The organism is Gemmatimonadaceae bacterium, assembly GCA_020846935.1.
In the GTDB taxonomy this organism is placed as follows: Bacteria; Gemmatimonadota; Gemmatimonadetes; order Gemmatimonadales; family Gemmatimonadaceae; genus RBC101.
Window position 1 is genome coordinate 360,129 of the sequence record JADLCY010000008.1, and the last position, 15,780, is coordinate 375,908.

Genomic DNA, 15,780 nt, shown 5'->3' on the forward strand with positions numbered 1-15,780 from the left:
GCAGCCTTATCGGAGCAGCGCCAGCGTCACCGAAATCGCCACGACGAGCAGCACCGAGCCAAACAACCACCAGCCAAAACGCGGCGGCACGACCGGCATCGGCGGTTCGACGCGTCGGTGATGCGACGCGCCCCGCCGACGGTGCGGACGGTGGGACTCGTCGGGCGGGATCAGGTCCGCAACAGCCCTGAGTGGCGCGACCGTCGCCGCATCGTATCCGCCACCGCCGTTGGAAGACGGTATGACGACGGGGTCGACCGCCGTCGGCGACTCGGGCGGCAACTCCGGCTCGTCGGTGGGTTCGCCAACGTGGCGTGTACGCGCGCGGAGCGCGATGTACGCACGTGGAATGCGAGGGGCGTCGCCGGGCGTCGAAAATCGCGTCCGGGCGATGCGGCGCATTTCATAGGTAGGCGTGCGGCGCAGCGCGGGCGCCGGCTCCTGGATGAGGGTCGTTTCCGCGGCCCCCAACGGCTGGGGTCCTGGTGTCGCCGCTGTGGGCGCAGTATCGGCTCCGGGCTCGACCGGCGAGGGCATCGTCACGAGGCCACCGGGCGGCGCCACGCCCGCCACGACGTGTTCGCCCTCGGTGCGGGTGACGCCCGCCGTTGGCTCGCCCCCCCGGGCATCAGCTCGATGATCCGGTTGACCAATGGGCGTCGTGGCCCGGGTCGCGATGGGCACCCCCGTGGTGCTGCTCCCGCCCGGACTCCGCGCGGCAGGCATCGATCGATTGCGCGGTTGCGGTGCGATCTCGCGATCCTGGCGAGGGGCGGGTTGCCCGGACTGGCTCACACTCGCGCCAGCGCCCGCCTCGGTTGGCCCGACGTGCGTTGGTGTGATCGCAATCCGTCTGCGCTCGGCGCGCGCCCGCACCGCCTCACGGAGTGGCGAAATTCCGCGCATGCCGGCGTCGGCCACCTCGCGCGCTGCTGGGGTTCGGCCGCTGCTCGCGACGAATCGTGCGAGCGGGTGCACCAGCGAGATGGCGGGATCCGGATCGACGACCGGCAGCATCGAACGCGGCGGCTCGAGCGCGGCAACCTCCTCGCGGCTGCTCTGCACGTGGTGTACTTCGACCGAACCCGCGCAGGCGCAGCCGAGCGTTTGGGCAAGATCGAGCAGGGAGCGGGTGCCGGTGAGCAGGTGGTCGGCGATGTCGAGAGCGACATCGCGTCCCACCACCACGAACCTGGCCTCCAGGCCGCGCTCGGCGATCGCGCTCTCGGATGGAGCGCCACCCGGCAGCGACCAGTGTCGCCGTCGGTCAGGCGGTACCGTGGACTCGAACACCAGGGGCTGCTGCACAATCGAGATGCCACGCGCCTCCAGGAGCCGGAGCAGTTCCGATGGCGTCATGCGCGCGTCGAGCGCGTCGTCCTCGGCGCCGGGGCAGGCACCGAGATAGGTGAGCCGCATCGCGACCTCGGGCTGGAGGGCCCGCAAGTAGCGCGCGGTCGCCACCGGGGGCGCGACCGTCGACATCAGGTGCGGAACGATCTCGTGCCCAGCGGCGAGGAGCCGCTGCCTGACGAGCGGGCACGCGCAGAACACCGTCGCTCGCGCCCCGCGCTGCTCGAGTTGCCGGAGCGCATGCTCGGCGAGCAGCTCCTCACCCCAGCTCACCGGCACGACAAGATCCCACCCCGCGGCAAGAAGCGCATGCGTCAGCTGAATGGCCCGACCCGGCAAGGCTGCCAGAATCAGGTCATTCCCGACGATTGCGATCTCGTAGGGGCGATCCTGCGTACTCGAAGACGGACGTGCTGACATCCGGTGAGCAATGGGATAGCGGGCTCAGCCACAGTGAAGCAAGCCCGATACCAGCGACGCCCCAGCCTTCGGCAAACGCCGTAAGTGGCTGAATGACAGCGCCTTGCGTACAGGGTTTACTGTGGGATCCTGCAGGAAGAACGTGCCGAGGAAGGCCTGACTCCGGCGCCCTGTCGCTACAGTGCCGAGCCGCGCCCCGAGTCCGGAGGGCGAGGTGCGGTGTCGTGCTTCAGGCGAGGTGGCGGCGAAGCGAGGCTGGGCGGAGGGAGGGAGAAGGAGGGGAGGGGGGAGTAGCCAGAAGGCTCGTCAGCATTGCGGCCCGGAACGCATCCGCCCCGAGGTCAGCGAGTTCTTGCGATACGCGCAGAACTCCGGGGTGAGCGCGAATTGCATCGCGGCTCGGATGTGATGCAGAGCACAGTTCGCACCACAAACGCTCGCAAAGCCGGCTCGGTCAAGGTCGCGGAACGCGATTCGTCAGATCGACCGGTGCGAACTGCGAGGCGGCCTCGCAGCGGCCGTGGCCCAACGCAAGGGCGGCAGTATCGGCAGGTCGGCGCGCGGACTTGAATACTCTGCTGGACAACGAGTTATGGTCGGATTGACAGGGTGTTCCATCCCTGAACAGCGCGATCTGACCGACAACGGTGATCGACGCCAACTCACGGCATCGTGGCACGTTGCAACGGTCAATCGGCGTCAGACGTCGACCTGTCAAGGAGTTGGACGCTGTTCAAGAGGGTGACGGGGGCACGGATCGTTCGTCTCTCGGCGGCAACCCAGGCGGACAGGACCGTGCCAGCAGATGCGGACGGACTGACCGCCAGCAACAGGCTCAGCCACCTCCATGTCCTTCTCCCGTTACCTCCGCCGCGCGATCGCGGCCCTGCTGGTTGTCAGTGCGTCGAACGCCAGCGCGCAGTCCGGTGTGCTCTCGGCGACGGCCACAGTGACCATCAACGCGACGAAGCTGCCATCGCTCACGGTGTCGGTGACATCGGGTGGTACACAAACGCTGGCGTCCATCACGGACAATGCGGTGAACAACTTTGCGTCGCCGGTCAACATCACGACGGCGTGGGACATCAATCCGTCGGCGGCAGCGGTCGTCCTCGTGGGCTACTTCGGGACGCCGGCGCAGGCGCTCGCCAACGGCCCGAACTACATCGCCTCGAGCCTGGTACGCGGGCGACTCGGCGTCGCGGGTCCGTTCAACGCCTTTACCGGCGGCGTCGTCACCGGTGGCTCATCGACGGTCGGCGTGGCCGGTGGCACGCTCTCGCTCTTTTCGCAGAACATCAGTGGCGCGAACCGGCGATCGAGTCGCTCGGACGCGCTCTACCTGCAGCTCAACCTGGTGGGCCAGACCACGGTTCCCGGGACGTACACCGGCACGCTGAACCTGCGTGCCATCACGCAGTAACTCGCCATCACCAAACCCTTTTCGAGGATCTTCGTCATGCCTTCCGTTCGCGCGCTCGGTACTGCCCTCATCGCCATCACCCTCGCCTCTGGTGCGGCATCGGCGCAATCGGGCCTGCTCTCGACCAACCAGACCGTGGCCATCAACGCCTCCAAGGCGGCCTCGCTCACGGTGACGATCAACTCCGGCGCCACGCAGACGCTGGCCGCGCTCACGGACAACGCCGTGAACAACTTCGCCACGCCGGTGAACATCACCACCGCCTGGGACATCAATCCGTCGGCTTCGGCGGTGGTCCTCGTCGGGTACTTCTCGACGCCCTCGCAGGCGCTGGCGAACGGCACGAACTACATCACGTCGAGCCTCATGCGTGGTCGCGTGGGTGTGGCCGGTCCGTTCAACCCGTTCACGGGTGGTGTGGTGACCGGTGGTTCCTCGACGGTCGGCGTGGCCGGCGGCACGCTGCAGCTCTTTTCGCAGGCCATCACCGGCGTCAACCGCAACTCGAACCGGACGGACGATCTCTACCTGCAGATCGACCTCACGGGCCAGAGTGCGGTGCCGGGTACGTACACCGGCACGCTGAACCTCCGCGCGATCACGCAGTAACCCGCATGCGTCGCGAGGGATTCCTGTGCCTCGCCGCCGCGACCTTCCTGGTCGCGGCGGCGTCGCCGTGTGAGGCGCAGACCGTGCGCCCTGCGGTGATCGAGTATGCGGGTCAGGGCCGTGGCAGCTTTGATCTGGTCAACGAGACGCTCTTTCCGATGACCGTCGTGCTCGAACCGCGAGGGTTTGCGGTGAGCGAGAAGGGAGAACTCTCGGACGTGCCCTTCGACAGTGCGAACATCGAGCTCAAGCTGTCGGCGATGAGCTTTCGCATTCCGCCGCTGGCATCGTATACCGTTCGCTACGAGGCGCGCGCCCGGCAGCTGCCGGCGTGGTTCATGGTCCTTGGCGCCATGACCGGCGCGCGCACGAGCGCGGGTCTCAATGTGCGGATCGAGCTGCCGCACGTGGTCTACCTGCTCCAGAAGGAGCCGCTCGAAAAGGCGGCGGTCTCCGTGCGCTCGTTCGTGTTCGACACCACCACCCATACGGCGGTCGTCGAGCTGGAGAACACCAGCAACTCGTTAGGGCGTGTGATGGCGTCGGAGCTGAGCGCCGGCGGGAAGCAGGGCACGCCGTTCGGCGGGTTTCCGCTCTTTCCCCAGAGTCGCCGCCGCGTGGAAGTGCCATGGACCGGTGAGACCGAACCCGATCACGTGATGCTTCGCTTCAAGGGGTTCAGCGTGGAGGAGCGGCGACGTCCCGCCGGAGCACCATGACCCCGCGTCGCTCCACGGCTCCGGTACGCGGCCCCCGATGACGCCGCGCCGGGCGCATGCAACGAAACGATGGCCCGCCGCGAGGTGGGCCGTTCGTGCGCTCGGGCTGCTCGTGTCGCTTGCTGTCGTGCCACGGGACTCCGCGGCTCAGGTCGCGAGTATCGCCTCGTCGGCGCCGATCCTCTCCGGCGTGGCCGCATGGAACGTCAGCACGGCGGACACGAGTCGATCCGGCCCCAACTGGCTTTCGATCATCGTGACCTCGGGCGCCGCTCAGACCATGCCCGCGATCCTCGACAACAGCATCAATCCGTTTCCGATGCCGGTGTCGATCACCACGCAGTGGAACCTGGTGAGCCTCGTCACGCTCATCGACGTCGTGGGATACTTCGCCGCGCCCTCGTCGGCACTCGTGAACGGCGGCGCCGCCATTCCGTCATCGCGCGTCGAGGGGCGTATGGTGTCCGGGCGCGTGCCCACGTTCACCGCGTTCACGCAGGCCCCGGTGTTCGGGAGCGGGTCCGCTGGCGGCACGCTGCACCTCGTGCGGCAACCGGTGATCCTGGGCTGGAACAACCGCTCACAACGCACGGATCAACTGGACCTGCGCCTCAACCTCGCGGGTGCACCGGCGCTGGTGCCGGGGACCTACACCGGGACGCTCACCCTGCGGGCGGTCGCCTACTGATGCGCCGCATCCTGCTGGCTCTCACCGTCGCCGCCACCCCGACGCTCGCGCGATCGCAGGTGTTTCAGGTGCAGGGCGGTGGTTCGTCGCTGTTTGCCGGATACGGCGGGATGCTCAACGTCTGGGGGAACGGCTACGAAGCTTCGCTCGGCGTCGGCTACCTCGACGGCCTCCGGATCGGCGTCGCCGGTCGACGACTGATCGGTGGGCGCGACACGCTGCGTGCCGGGAATGACCTGCTGCCGTTCACCTTTGACACCGACGTGTTCGGCACCGGCGGATCGTTGTTCGCGCAGGGACTGTCGATCCAGAGGCGTCGCGGGCGCACGCAGAGCTGGATCTTTGCTGGTGCCAGCGCCAATGCGCTTGCCGCGCCCTACTTCGGTGCGCAGCGCGCCGTGCGCGCCATGGGATGGGCGCGTGTCCGACATGATGTCTCTCGCGCGCTGAGCGTGAGCGGTCACGCCGTCCTCACCGATCGGCAGAGTCTGTTTGGCTCAGCGCGCTGGCGGCCCGTCCACGGGGTCGACGGCAGCATGACGTTAGGTGTCGGCAGCAACGCGCCCTATGCCGCGCTGGGACTCGACGTCGCGCGCGAACGGCTCGACGTACGGGCGGCTCTCGTGGGCATGGGCGCGGGATTCCGCCGCGCGTCGGGGCCCATGCCGCTCCAGACCGAGCTCGAACATGCCAACGCCCTCGTGACCTGGAAGCCTGCCGATGGCTGGGCCGTCGGTGTGGGACGCCAGCACTTTCGGCAGGACTCGAGCTTTGCCGCGCTGCCCCAGCGCGCATCACTCACACAACTCACCACGACCGGTCGCTTCGCAGGCGTCGCCTTCTCGGGTGGCTGGTTGCGCTCGGAAGCGGATCGCCGATCCAACCTGTCGTCGTATTTCACGGCGCGCCGTCAGCTGACCGGCTGGCTCCAGGGCGAAACATACCTGCTGCGCGTTTGGGAACCCCGGCCGGCCCGCAGCACCACCCCGGTGCTGCTCCTCAGGGAGACGCTGAGTCCGCGACTCTCACTGCTGCAGGTGATCACGCACGAAAGGGGGCGCAGCAATATCTCGTTTGGCGGGACGCTCGCGTCGGGACTCAACACCATCGGCCTCGACTACCAGCTGGCGCACTCGCCATACCTCACGGGCGACCCCTTCGTGCACTCCATGGGTGTGAATGCCCGAGTGCATGTTCGAGGCGTGAGCCTGGCGCTCTCGAGCTTCGTGACGCCCGACGGTCGCGTCCACTACTCGGCGCAGGGCAACACGTTTCTGTACCGCGGCATGGACGGCGGGCCGGCGGCGCCGAGCGGCGGACGCATTGATGCGTTCGTAGCGAGTGGCCGCGTCGTGGACACGACCGGAGCGCCCATCGAAGGCGCCGCGCTCGAGGTCGGGAGCGACGTCGTCTACACCGATTCCCAGGGACGCTTCTTCGTGCGCCAACCCACCGGGCGCGACCTCACCCTCCGTGTTCTGCTCGACGACTTCCTTGCCCCGGGGAAGTTCGAAGTCGTATCCGCACCGGCCGCGCTGCGTCCCTCGAAGGACGGCCGCGCGACCCCCGCGCTCATCGTGGTGCGGAAGGTGGTGGGACGCTGAGTGCATCGGCGGCAACTCGCACCACCGTGACACGACTCACGCCGGTGAGTGCATCGACGCCGTGGACCTCGACGCGCCAGACGGTGCGTGAGAGCGCATCGGGAGTCGCCGTGACGGCCCGGAAACGCAGCGGCGCATCGTCGACTTCTGCCCAGACGACGGGATCCACGCGCGTCAGGCGACCCGTTCGATCCCGCACGTAGAGCGGCTCCTCGGATACAGCGTCCGCCAGCCGAACCCTGATCGAGGAGACCTCCCCGGGCCAGACGGCCGCAAGCTCGATGTCGCGGACGGTCCGGACCGCTGGCACCTCGCGAACGGCTATCAGAGAAACACTCGCCGCTGCCGAACGCAGCCCTTGGGCGCCCGCACCGCGCGCCAGGAGCAGTAGGGCAAGCAACAGTGCTGCGGCAAGCAACCAGTGCCATCGAGGGTCCGCGGCCGCGCGCAGGCGACCCGGGCGACGGCGGGCCTTGGCGTCCGGTCGCCGCCGTTGGCGGGGCATGGGAGAGTTCCAGTCCATGGCAGCCAGTGTCGTCACCGCACCCCTCCAGACTTCAGCGGACGCGAGAGTTTGGCGCCGAGAATCGTTCCGCGGGAGGCCCCGACCGTCTCGCATCAGCCCGCCCTCGGGGTCGATTCTCCCCGGGCCGCCCCGGTAGATTCCCCGTCCCCCGTCGCCCGCCCCATTTCCGGGAAGGGCTGCGGCGTTCCGGACCTCGTGGAGTGTGCAATGCCAGCCTTTGGAAGTTGGGCCAGCGATTGGTGGAAACCCCTCCTGTTCATCGTCGTCGCCGGCCACATCACGAACTCGTGCGTGACCTTGTTCCTGCATCGCGCGCAAACCCATCGCGCGGTGACGCTGCACGGGATCGCGGCCATCCCGATGCGCTTCTGGCTCTGGCTCACGACGGCGATCGTGACCAAGGAGTGGGTGGCGTGCCATCGTAAGCATCACGCGTTCGCTGACCGCGAGGGCGATCCCCACTCCCCGCTGATCGAGGGGCTGCGGAACATCGTGCTCAAGGGTGCGTTCTATTATCGCCGAGCGGTGCGGCAGCCGGGCATGCTCGAGAAGTACGGAAAAGGCACGCCCACCGATATCCTCGAGCGCGTCTTGTTCACGCCACTCAATTGGCTCGGGATCGTGCTCATGCTCGCGGTCGACGTCTACCTGTTTGGCCTGTTCATCGGTGCCATCGTGTGGACCGTCCAGATGCTGTGGATTCCGTTCTGGGCCGCGGGCATCGTGAACGGCGTTGGGCATGCCATCGGCTACCGCAACTTCGAGGTGAAGGACGAAAGCCGGAACATTTCGCCGGTCGCGATCTGGCTCGGCGGAGAAGAGCTGCACAACAATCATCACGCTGACCCGCACTCCGCCCGCTTCTCGCAGAAGTGGTACGAGTTCGATGTGGGTTGGCTGTACCTCCGGCTCCTTTCGCTCGTGGGGCTGGCCAGGATCCAGTACGCGCGCACGGGTCACGACTGACCGGCGCCCTGACCGTTCATCGCGGCGACCACCCTCACGCGACCGGCGCGAGTTCGCGGTGGTCGCCGCGTGTGCTTTCTCTTCCGGAGTCCTCACCATGAGTGACGTCACCTGCGGCCGTTGCGGCCAATCCCGGGCGGGGTTCGAACGCCCGCCTTTTCCTGGCGCCATTGGCCAGCGCATCGTCGCCGAAGTGTGCCAGACCTGCTGGGGCGACTGGCTCAAGCAGCAGACCATGCTGATCAACCACTACGGGTTGCAGGTGATGGAACCCCAGGCGCGCAGCTTCCTCACCCGCAACATGCAGGCGTTCCTGTTCAAGTCGGGCGATGGGGAGGATGTGGACACCACAAAGAAGGGAACCATCAACTGGTGAGTCGCATGTTGCTGCGTTCGTTGCTCGCCCTGGTGCTGTGTGCATGCACGGGCGGCGCCGCTGCCACGCCGGTGGAGTCCCTGGTACGAGCGACGCCCTCCTATGCGCCTTCCACCGCCGCATCGCGGGCGTGGGCGGATTCGGTGCTGCGCACGCTCAGCCTGCGAGACCGCGCCGCCCAACTGGTGTGGCCGTGGATTCTCGGCGACTACGTCCCCGAGGGGAGCGCCGAGTGGGAGCGCATCTCGAAGTTCGTGATGGATGATCACGTTGGGGGGCTGATCGTGTCGGTGGGATCGCCGACCGAGATCGCGGCCAAGCTCAATGCCCTGCAGCGCCTCAGTCGGTTGCCGCTCCTCGTCAGCGCCGACCTCGAGACGGGCGTGGGCTTCCGCGCGCGCGGGGGGTATTTCGTCCCCAATGCGATCGACCTCGGTGGGGCGACGAACTTCCCGTGGCAGATGGCCCTGGGTGCGGCCAACGATCCTGCGCTTGCTTATGAGCTGGGGAAGGTCACGGCACTCGAGGGTAGGGCTCTGGGCATCCAGATCGCCTTTGGCCCGGTGCTGGACGTAAACAACAACCCGGCGAACCCGGTGATCGGTGCGCGATCCGTCAGCGAGGACCCCCGGCTCACGGCTCGAATGGGTGTTGAAGTCATTCGTGGTCTGCAGCAGAACGGCATGCTCGCCACCGGCAAGCACTTCCCCGGCCACGGCGACACAGAAACCAACTCGCACCTGGCCCTGGCCACCGTATCCGCACCACGGGCGCGACTCGACACCATGGAACTGCTGCCGTTCCGCGAAGCGATCAACGCGGGTGTGGGCGCGATCATGACCTTCCACGGTTTCCTGCCCGCGCTCGATTCCTCCGGAGTACCGGCAACGCTCTCGCCGAAGGTCATGACGGGGCTGCTTCGAAATGAGCTGCGCTTTGACGGGCTGCTGGTCTCCGATGCCATGGACATGGCCGGCGTGGTGGATCAGTTCGGCGACGTGGAGGCGATCAAGCGTGCCGTGGCGGCCGGGAATGATGTGTTGCTGATGCCGCGCCGCATCACGGCTTCGATCGACGCGGTGGTCGCCGGCGTCTCCGAGGGGCGCTACGACGACGCACGGATCGATCGCTCGGCGCGCCGTGTGTTGGAGCTCAAGTACCGCTTTGGCCTGTCACAGCAGCGGACGGTGTCTCTGGACGAGGTACGCGCCGTCGTGGGCGATTCCGCCCACGTTGATGCCGCGGAGCTGCTGGCCGCGCGCGCCTTTGTGCTCGTGCGCGACTCGATCAATGCGTTCCCATTGCGGGATGGAGTCGCAGGCGCGAAACCGCGCGTGCTTACGATCACGTACGCGCGACGAGCCGAGCTCGGCGCCGGTGTCACATTCAACGCCGAGCTCGCGCGTGGAGCGACCGTCCAGTCCGCGTACATCAGTGCGGACGATGCCGCGCCGGACTATGCGCGCGTCGCCGCGTTGGCGGCGCAGTCGGAGGTCGTGGTGATCGGATCGTACGTCAACATCTCTTCGGAAACGGCGACGGCTGACGCACCCCGCGCGTTTGTGGAGTTCGCGCGACAACTGGTTGCGACCGGAAAGCCGGTCGTGGTGATCACATTCGGCACACCGTACCTCTTGAGTCAGGTGCCATTTGTGCCGACGTACGCCGTGGCGTGGGGCGGCACGCCCGCCTCGCAACGCGCGGCCGCGCGCGCGTTCCTCGGGGAAGCCGAGATCAGCGGTCACATGCCGATCTCGATACCCGGCCTCGTACGCACCGGCACTGGCGTGGCGCGCGAGCGACGCTAACGCTGCGACGCAGGAACGCGCACCGCGGCGCTGCGCGATTGACCGCGAGGACGGTGACCGGTAGAATGGCGGGGGCGCGCGCAATTCGGGGTTGACTTTAGTAGCCGCCGGCTACTTATTCGCCCGCCCATGCGCGATCGTTCCACCCTTCCCGCACGTCCCCCCACCGCTCGCCGCACGTCCTTCACCATCGACGTGGTGGTGGTGGCGCCGGGCGCGGGCGCACTGGATGTCCTCTGTATGGGGCGGCACCGGTCCGCGCGGTCGCTGCCGTACGGCGTGCCCAGGGCATCGGAGTCGCTGGAGCGGTGTGCGCGTCGTCTCGTGCGCGACCTCACGGGTCGTGAGCCGGCGTGGATCGAGCAGATCGGGGCGTTCGCCGACGGGCGTCGGCACGCGAGCGGCAGTGAACTCTCGATCGGATTCGTTGCGGTGATGCCGGCGAGCGCGAGGGCTGATCCGGAGGGCGCCGCCTGGGTCGACTCAGACGAGCTCGGCGGACTCGGTGCGCGTCAGCGCGCGATCGCCGAAGCGGGCCTGGCGGCGCTTCGCGCGCGGATGGACCACGCACCGATCGCCTTTCGGCTGCTCCCCGCGCAGTTCACGCTCACCGAGCTACAAGCCACATACGAGCTGCTCCTCGGCAAGCCGTTGCACAAGGCGAGCTTTCGACGTGCGCTGCAGTCCGCGTACCTCGTGCAGCCGACCGATGCGTGGCGGAGCGAGGGGCGTGGCCGGCCGGCCCAGTACTTCGAGTACGCGCCCCGTCGTCGGCGCAGCGCTCGTCGCGGCGTGCGCTTCGACCTGCTGGGCTGACGCGCCGCCCGGCGCGAGGCGATCGCGACCCTCGGGACGGACGTGGACCGCTCTCATCGGCGGCTCCTTCTGCCAGATCGCATGCCGGCATCCGGCCCGGTGCAGCTCGGGCCGCCTCGCCCACCGGGGCAAGGCCGAGCGTGATGGAGGCGACAACATCAGCGTGCGGCGCGTCGCACCGGCGGGCTCGTCGATGGCGGGAGCTCCGCGATTCGTGACTGGAACCTGGCTTGACCGTCACGCGTATTAGTTGCAAAGTGTCAATTACAACAAATGGGGGGCTTCACGTGCTCGCCTTTCTCGACGCTTTCTGTACAGCCCTGCTGCAGCGCGACGACGTCGTTGTGCGCCAGTTGCTTCACCATCCGCTGGCGGCGGCCCTGCCGCAGGCGGTGCGGGAGGAGGCCCAGCGTGTCCTGGACGGCGAAGCGCGTCCGTTTGCCGCCCCCCTGCAGGCCTTGCGACTCTACCATCAGACGGCCCACCTCCTCGGCGTGTCGCACGACGCCGCCTCCCGGCTCGAACCGCCGCGGCCTGCTGTCCCGGCCGGTGAACGCGCCCGGCAGATGGAGTTGGGTCTCCCGGCACGCGTCGCGTGAAGACACAAAGCCCCGATCCACATGGATCGGGGCTTTGTGCATCACGAATGGCTCAGCGGATCAGAAGCGGGCTCGTCCGCCATTGCGGCGAAGCAAGCCGCGGGCGACCTCGACGTTATCCGAGGCGATGGCCACGAGCCGCCGAACGAGCTGTCCCAGGGAGCCGCCCTCGGCGCTCTCTATCACGGGCGGTTCGTGGCCCTCGCGTCGGGATGGGTCACTGCGACGCTCGACCGCCACATGCACGCGGTGCATGGTGGCATCATCACGCCCCTCGGCTTCCACGTGGACGTAGCCGCCACCCGGCAGCGGCCGTTCATACAAGACTTTGGTGCGATCCATCGAATGACTCCTTCCGACCCCGCGCGTGCGAACCCTGCAAAGTTCGCGCTGCCGTGGTGCGTCTCGTCGAGTGACGCAGCACGCCGGTCCTCGCAACAATGGCTGGCCGAAAACACACGCGCCCCGGGGAGTACCCCGGGGCGCGCGACTTGTGGCCAGCGGAAGTTGGATCAGACCTTGGTGACTTCGGCGGCCTGGGGTCCCTTCTGCCCCTGGACAATTTCGAACTCGACCTTGTCGCCCTCGGCAAGAGACTTGAATCCCTGCTGTGAGATTGCGCTGAAGTGGACGAACACGTCGGGGCCCCCTTCGCGAGAGATGAAGCCAAATCCCTTTGCGTCGTTGAACCACTTCACGGTGCCTTGGATACGAGCCATCGTACAATTCCTCTTCCCTTGCGGGGCGAAACAGGTGGAGCGGAATCGGACGGAGCTGCTGCGGCACTCCGCCGATCGGAAACACGCGCATCCGTCGGTGGACCGCGCGCGAAGAAAAATGCTCGCGCACCCGATACCGACCGAGTGCACGAGCACGAACGATCGAACCTGACGCGGAGCTGACCCTACGCAGCGCCTGCAATATATCGCGCTGTCCGGCCACACGCGGAGCACGTGAGCGTGACATGCGACTTGGGTGGTGGCGGAACGAACGCCGGCTCGCGGGCGATCTTTCCCGACCCACAGGACGGGCAGCTCAGCGGGGAGCCGGTGCGATCCGTCGCGATCAGGTGCAGCGCCTGCGCGGGGTTGTACGTCGCCGGACGTGGCTTACGCATGAGACCTCCGAAGCTGAAACGAATCCCTGACGGCGGAGAAGTCGCCTGTGCTTGCCGAAAGATAACCGTCTAGCGTTGCAAGTCCAAGTCACTAAACAACTTGTAAGCGCGCTACCCGACTACGTTTCAGGCTTTCCCCGACACTCTCACGCCGGATCGCCGACCTCGACCCTCGGATTTCGCCACCCTCGGGTCGGCCTCCGCGATCATGAGGTCAACGCACGCGAGGCCGGGAGCGTTGTAGCGCGTCCCCACGCGGGGCGCCGGCTACACGGCGACCCGTACGCACGTGTCACCGACGGGCGCGCCCCAACGAAGGATCGCGGATTCGCCGCGCGTCCCAAGCGTCGGCTTGGCACGGGGCTGCCGGACTCGACGGCGAATCTGTCGACCTACAAGCCGTAGATCACGTCGCCGTGCGCATCCAAGCCGATCTCCTGCTCCAGGCCACAAACCCCACACGTGCGTGAGGCAATCCAGACCGTCTTGAGATCGGGCTTGTGCGACGCAGGCGCGGGGCGAACGCGCAGTTTCCTGAAGGAGTACTCCAGGCAGTGTGAACAGGCGAGCGACCGCGCGATGCGCTCGGCACGGTCCTGAGAAATCCGTCGCGCGGGCGCCATGAATTGGCTAGCCGTTGCCGGCGTCCTTGTCGCCGCTTGGCAGGGCCCGCGCCCCTGCTCGCGGCGTCGGCGAGCCAGCCTCCCCGCTGCCAGCAGTTGGCTGTTGCAGCATCGCGCGCAAGCCTCCCAGCGCGCCCATCACACCTGCGGCCTCACTGGGCAGGAACAGCGTGCTGCCCTTGCCCTGCGCGACCTGTGGCAGCGCATCGAGATACTTCTGGCCGAGCAGGTACATCGCGGCTTGCCCGTCCGGCATTGACGCCGCGATGCGCCGCAGGGCCTCGGCCTCCGCCTGCGCCAGAGCGAGTCGTGCTTCCGCCTGACCCGCGGCCCGCAGCACGGCCGCGTCGCGCTCGCCCTGGGCGCGCAGCACCTGCGCTTCTCGCACGCCTTCGGCCTCGAGGATGGCCGCGCGCTTCGTCGCCTCCGCGTTCGTTACCGCCGCGCGGCGTTCGCGCTCCGCCCGCATCTGCAATTCCATCGACTGCTGAATGTCCCTCGGGGGCTCGATGGCCTGCAGCTCGACGCGCGTGACGTCCACCCCCCATCCCAGCGAGGCCTCCTCGATGACCTCCCGCATGCGCCGATTGATCTCATCGCGTGAAGCGAGCGTGCTGTCGAGTTCCATCTCGCCCACGATGTTGCGCAACGTGGTTCGCGTGAGGGTCTCGAGCGCGTACGGAAGGTTCTGCACGGCGTAGGTCGCCTTCTGCGGGTCCGCTACCCGATAGTAGAGGACCGCGTCGATATCGATCGTGACGTTGTCCTTGGTGATCACGGGCTGGCTCGGGAAGTTCAGCACCTGCTCGCGCAGGTCGATCCGCGACGTTGAGCTGTGCGTGATCCTCTTGAGCCCCGACACGTCGCTTTCGAAGTAGCGCACATCCAGCGTGCGGGGACGTTCGATGAACGGGATGAGAATATTGAGTCCCGAACGCGCGACCCGATGGAAGCGCCCAAGGCGCTCGACGACGATGACTTCGGCCTGCCCGATGATGCGCACGGACTTCGCGAGCAGGACGAGCGCAATTCCCACAACGATGGCTGCGGTGATCATTGGGCCTCCCTACCGCCAGTCGGCGAGGAAGAGGTTCGTTTCGTTTGGCTTGGCGTCATGCCGATTGGACGCCCAGAGCAGCTGTTTGCCGTCGGGGCTGAACATGGGGAAACCGTCGAACACCGGAGAAAAGGTGATCTGCTCCACCTGATCCGCGGTCGCGCGCGTCGCCGACGCATCGACGAGAAACAGGTCGAAGTTGCCTCCGCGGGGCGTGCGATGGTTCGACGAGAAGATGATCTGCCTGCCGTCGGGGGTCCATGATGGCCCGAAATTGGCGCCGCCCAGCGCGGTCACCTGGCGCTGGTCGGAACCATCGGCGTTCATGACGTACAGCTCGACCCGGGACGGGCGCACCATGCGCTGCGAAAGGAGCCGGCGATAGTCCGCGAGCTGAGCAGAGTCTGCGGGGTGATGCGCGCGATAGACGATCTTTGTGCCGTCGGGGGACCACCACGGGCCCCCGTCGTAGCCCGGCGAGTGGGTGAGCCGCTGAACGTCGCTGCCGTCGGCGTTCATGGTGTAGATCTCGAGATCGCCGTCCTTGAGGGAGGTGAAGACGATCTTCGACCCATCGGGCGACATGACGCCCTCGGCTGTGTACACGTCATAGTTGGTCAGTCGTCGCAAGTCGCTGCCATCGCGCCCGACGGTGTACAGGTCAAAACGGTCGAGCGGCCAGACGTAACCCGCGGAAGGATCCGGCCGCGGGGGACATGTGGAGTCGTGGGCATGCGAGGACGCAAAGAAGAGGCGCTCGCTGCCCGGAATGAACCATCCACAGGTGGTCTTTCCCCGGCCGTTGGACACGCGCACGAGCCCGGATCCATCGCGACGCATGACATACTGCTGGTCGCACGTGCGCCCGTCTCGCGTGGACTGGAACGTGATCCACTGACCATCGCGACTGAAGTAGGCCTCGGCGTTCTCGCCGCCGTTCGTCAGCTGGCGGAGGTTGGTGAGGTGTCGCTCGCCGCTCTCGGCGGGGATCACCGCGACCTGTGCGCGGCGCGCGCATGAAAACGCCGCCACGAGGCTCGTGGCGGCGATCATCAGTGAGGGTCTCATTCAGGAAA

General features: G+C 67.3%; 16 protein-coding genes. 9 read left to right on the forward strand and 7 right to left on the reverse strand.

The genetic code is table 11. From position 1 onward, the window contains the following. Window positions 1-6 precede the first annotated feature (6 nt). Window positions 7-1,773 carry a hypothetical protein gene (locus IT361_11065; protein ID MCC6318219.1) on the reverse strand — a complete coding sequence of 589 codons (1,767 nt, stop codon included), beginning with the start codon at window positions 1,771-1,773 and terminating at the stop codon, window positions 7-9. An 847-nt stretch (window positions 1,774-2,620) separates the two neighbouring features. Here IT361_11065 and IT361_11070 point away from each other — a divergent pair. The 5 genes from IT361_11070 (at window position 2,621) to IT361_11090 (ending at window position 6,816) form a co-directional block, all read left to right on the forward strand. After that, entirely contained in the window at window positions 2,621-3,196 is a 576-nt protein-coding gene (locus tag IT361_11070; protein ID MCC6318220.1) for a hypothetical protein, read from the forward strand. A gap of 36 nt (window positions 3,197-3,232) precedes the next feature. Further along, window positions 3,233-3,805 carry a hypothetical protein gene (locus tag IT361_11075; GenBank protein ID MCC6318221.1) on the forward strand — a complete coding sequence of 191 codons (573 nt, stop codon included), beginning with the start codon at window positions 3,233-3,235 and terminating at the stop codon, window positions 3,803-3,805. Between the two features lie 5 nt (window positions 3,806-3,810). Further along, the gene (locus IT361_11080; protein ID MCC6318222.1) at window positions 3,811-4,524 is read left to right on the forward strand and encodes a hypothetical protein; all 714 of its coding nucleotides are present in this window, start codon (window positions 3,811-3,813) and stop codon (window positions 4,522-4,524) included. Window positions 4,525-4,651: 127 nt separating this feature from the next. After that, complete coding sequence (locus IT361_11085) at window positions 4,652-5,212, forward strand: hypothetical protein (protein ID MCC6318223.1); 561 nt, start codon at window positions 4,652-4,654, stop codon at window positions 5,210-5,212. After that, entirely contained in the window at window positions 5,212-6,816 is a 1,605-nt protein-coding gene (locus IT361_11090) for a carboxypeptidase regulatory-like domain-containing protein (protein MCC6318224.1), read from the forward strand. Before IT361_11085 ends, IT361_11090 begins: the two co-directional genes overlap by 1 nt. Here IT361_11090 and IT361_11095 read toward each other — a convergent pair. Then, window positions 6,785-7,321 (reverse strand): hypothetical protein, encoded by a 537-nt coding sequence (locus IT361_11095; protein ID MCC6318225.1) that lies wholly within the window; start codon window positions 7,319-7,321, stop codon window positions 6,785-6,787. The genes IT361_11090 and IT361_11095 overlap by 32 nt on opposite strands. A gap of 228 nt (window positions 7,322-7,549) precedes the next feature. Between IT361_11095 and IT361_11100 the strand changes: the two genes are divergently transcribed. The 4 genes from IT361_11100 (at window position 7,550) to IT361_11115 (ending at window position 11,308) form a co-directional block, all read left to right on the forward strand. After that, window positions 7,550-8,308, forward strand: coding sequence for a fatty acid desaturase (locus IT361_11100; GenBank protein MCC6318226.1), 759 nt, complete (start codon window positions 7,550-7,552; stop codon window positions 8,306-8,308). 97 nt (window positions 8,309-8,405) lie between these two features. Beyond that, window positions 8,406-8,684, forward strand: a complete 279-nt coding sequence (locus tag IT361_11105) for an oxidative damage protection protein (protein MCC6318227.1) — start codon at window positions 8,406-8,408, stop codon at window positions 8,682-8,684. Window positions 8,685-8,689: 5 nt separating this feature from the next. Then, window positions 8,690-10,492: a glycoside hydrolase family 3 C-terminal domain-containing protein gene (locus IT361_11110; GenBank protein MCC6318228.1), complete on the forward strand. Its 1,803-nt coding sequence runs from the start codon at window positions 8,690-8,692 to the stop codon at window positions 10,490-10,492. 129 nt (window positions 10,493-10,621) lie between these two features. Beyond that, complete coding sequence (locus tag IT361_11115; protein ID MCC6318229.1) at window positions 10,622-11,308, forward strand: hypothetical protein; 687 nt, start codon at window positions 10,622-10,624, stop codon at window positions 11,306-11,308. A gap of 260 nt (window positions 11,309-11,568) precedes the next feature. On the opposite strand, the gene IT361_11120 is transcribed toward IT361_11115, so the two are convergent. The 5 genes from IT361_11120 to IT361_11140 all read right to left on the reverse strand — a co-directional run bounded on the left by IT361_11120 (window position 11,569) and on the right by IT361_11140 (window position 15,772). Then, window positions 11,569-11,952 carry a hypothetical protein gene (locus IT361_11120; GenBank protein ID MCC6318230.1) on the reverse strand — a complete coding sequence of 128 codons (384 nt, stop codon included), beginning with the start codon at window positions 11,950-11,952 and terminating at the stop codon, window positions 11,569-11,571. A gap of 15 nt (window positions 11,953-11,967) precedes the next feature. Next, window positions 11,968-12,249, reverse strand: a complete 282-nt coding sequence (locus IT361_11125; protein MCC6318231.1) for a hypothetical protein — start codon at window positions 12,247-12,249, stop codon at window positions 11,968-11,970. A gap of 170 nt (window positions 12,250-12,419) precedes the next feature. After that, entirely contained in the window at window positions 12,420-12,626 is a 207-nt protein-coding gene (locus tag IT361_11130; protein ID MCC6318232.1) for a cold-shock protein, read from the reverse strand. Window positions 12,627-13,654: 1,028 nt separating this feature from the next. Further along, window positions 13,655-14,704 carry an SPFH/Band 7/PHB domain protein gene (locus IT361_11135; GenBank protein ID MCC6318233.1) on the reverse strand — a complete coding sequence of 350 codons (1,050 nt, stop codon included), beginning with the start codon at window positions 14,702-14,704 and terminating at the stop codon, window positions 13,655-13,657. 9 nt (window positions 14,705-14,713) lie between these two features. Beyond that, window positions 14,714-15,772: a PD40 domain-containing protein gene (locus IT361_11140; protein ID MCC6318234.1), complete on the reverse strand. Its 1,059-nt coding sequence runs from the start codon at window positions 15,770-15,772 to the stop codon at window positions 14,714-14,716. Window positions 15,773-15,780 lie beyond the last annotated feature (8 nt).

Bases quoted from the DNA above. Each gene is read 5' to 3' on its own strand.
- IT361_11090 (MCC6318224.1), top strand. From the start codon at position 5,212: ATGCGCCGCATCCTGCTGGCTCTCACCGTCGCCGCCACCCCGACGCTC.
- IT361_11130 (MCC6318232.1), bottom strand. From the start codon at position 12,626: ATGGCTCGTATCCAAGGCACCGTGAAGTGGTTCAACGACGCAAAGGGA.
- IT361_11070 (MCC6318220.1), top strand. From the start codon at position 2,621: ATGTCCTTCTCCCGTTACCTCCGCCGCGCGATCGCGGCCCTGCTGGTT.
- IT361_11100 (MCC6318226.1), top strand. From the start codon at position 7,550: ATGCCAGCCTTTGGAAGTTGGGCCAGCGATTGGTGGAAACCCCTCCTG.
- IT361_11125 (MCC6318231.1), bottom strand. From the start codon at position 12,249: ATGGATCGCACCAAAGTCTTGTATGAACGGCCGCTGCCGGGTGGCGGC.
- IT361_11095 (MCC6318225.1), bottom strand. From the start codon at position 7,321: ATGCCCCGCCAACGGCGGCGACCGGACGCCAAGGCCCGCCGTCGCCCG.
- IT361_11080 (MCC6318222.1), top strand. From the start codon at position 3,811: ATGCGTCGCGAGGGATTCCTGTGCCTCGCCGCCGCGACCTTCCTGGTC.
- IT361_11115 (MCC6318229.1), top strand. From the start codon at position 10,622: ATGCGCGATCGTTCCACCCTTCCCGCACGTCCCCCCACCGCTCGCCGC.
- IT361_11140 (MCC6318234.1), bottom strand. From the start codon at position 15,772: ATGAGACCCTCACTGATGATCGCCGCCACGAGCCTCGTGGCGGCGTTT.
- IT361_11065 (MCC6318219.1), bottom strand. From the start codon at position 1,773: ATGTCAGCACGTCCGTCTTCGAGTACGCAGGATCGCCCCTACGAGATC.
- IT361_11135 (MCC6318233.1), bottom strand. From the start codon at position 14,704: ATGATCACCGCAGCCATCGTTGTGGGAATTGCGCTCGTCCTGCTCGCG.
- IT361_11110 (MCC6318228.1), top strand. From the start codon at position 8,690: ATGTTGCTGCGTTCGTTGCTCGCCCTGGTGCTGTGTGCATGCACGGGC.
- IT361_11105 (MCC6318227.1), top strand. From the start codon at position 8,406: ATGAGTGACGTCACCTGCGGCCGTTGCGGCCAATCCCGGGCGGGGTTC.
- IT361_11075 (MCC6318221.1), top strand. From the start codon at position 3,233: ATGCCTTCCGTTCGCGCGCTCGGTACTGCCCTCATCGCCATCACCCTC.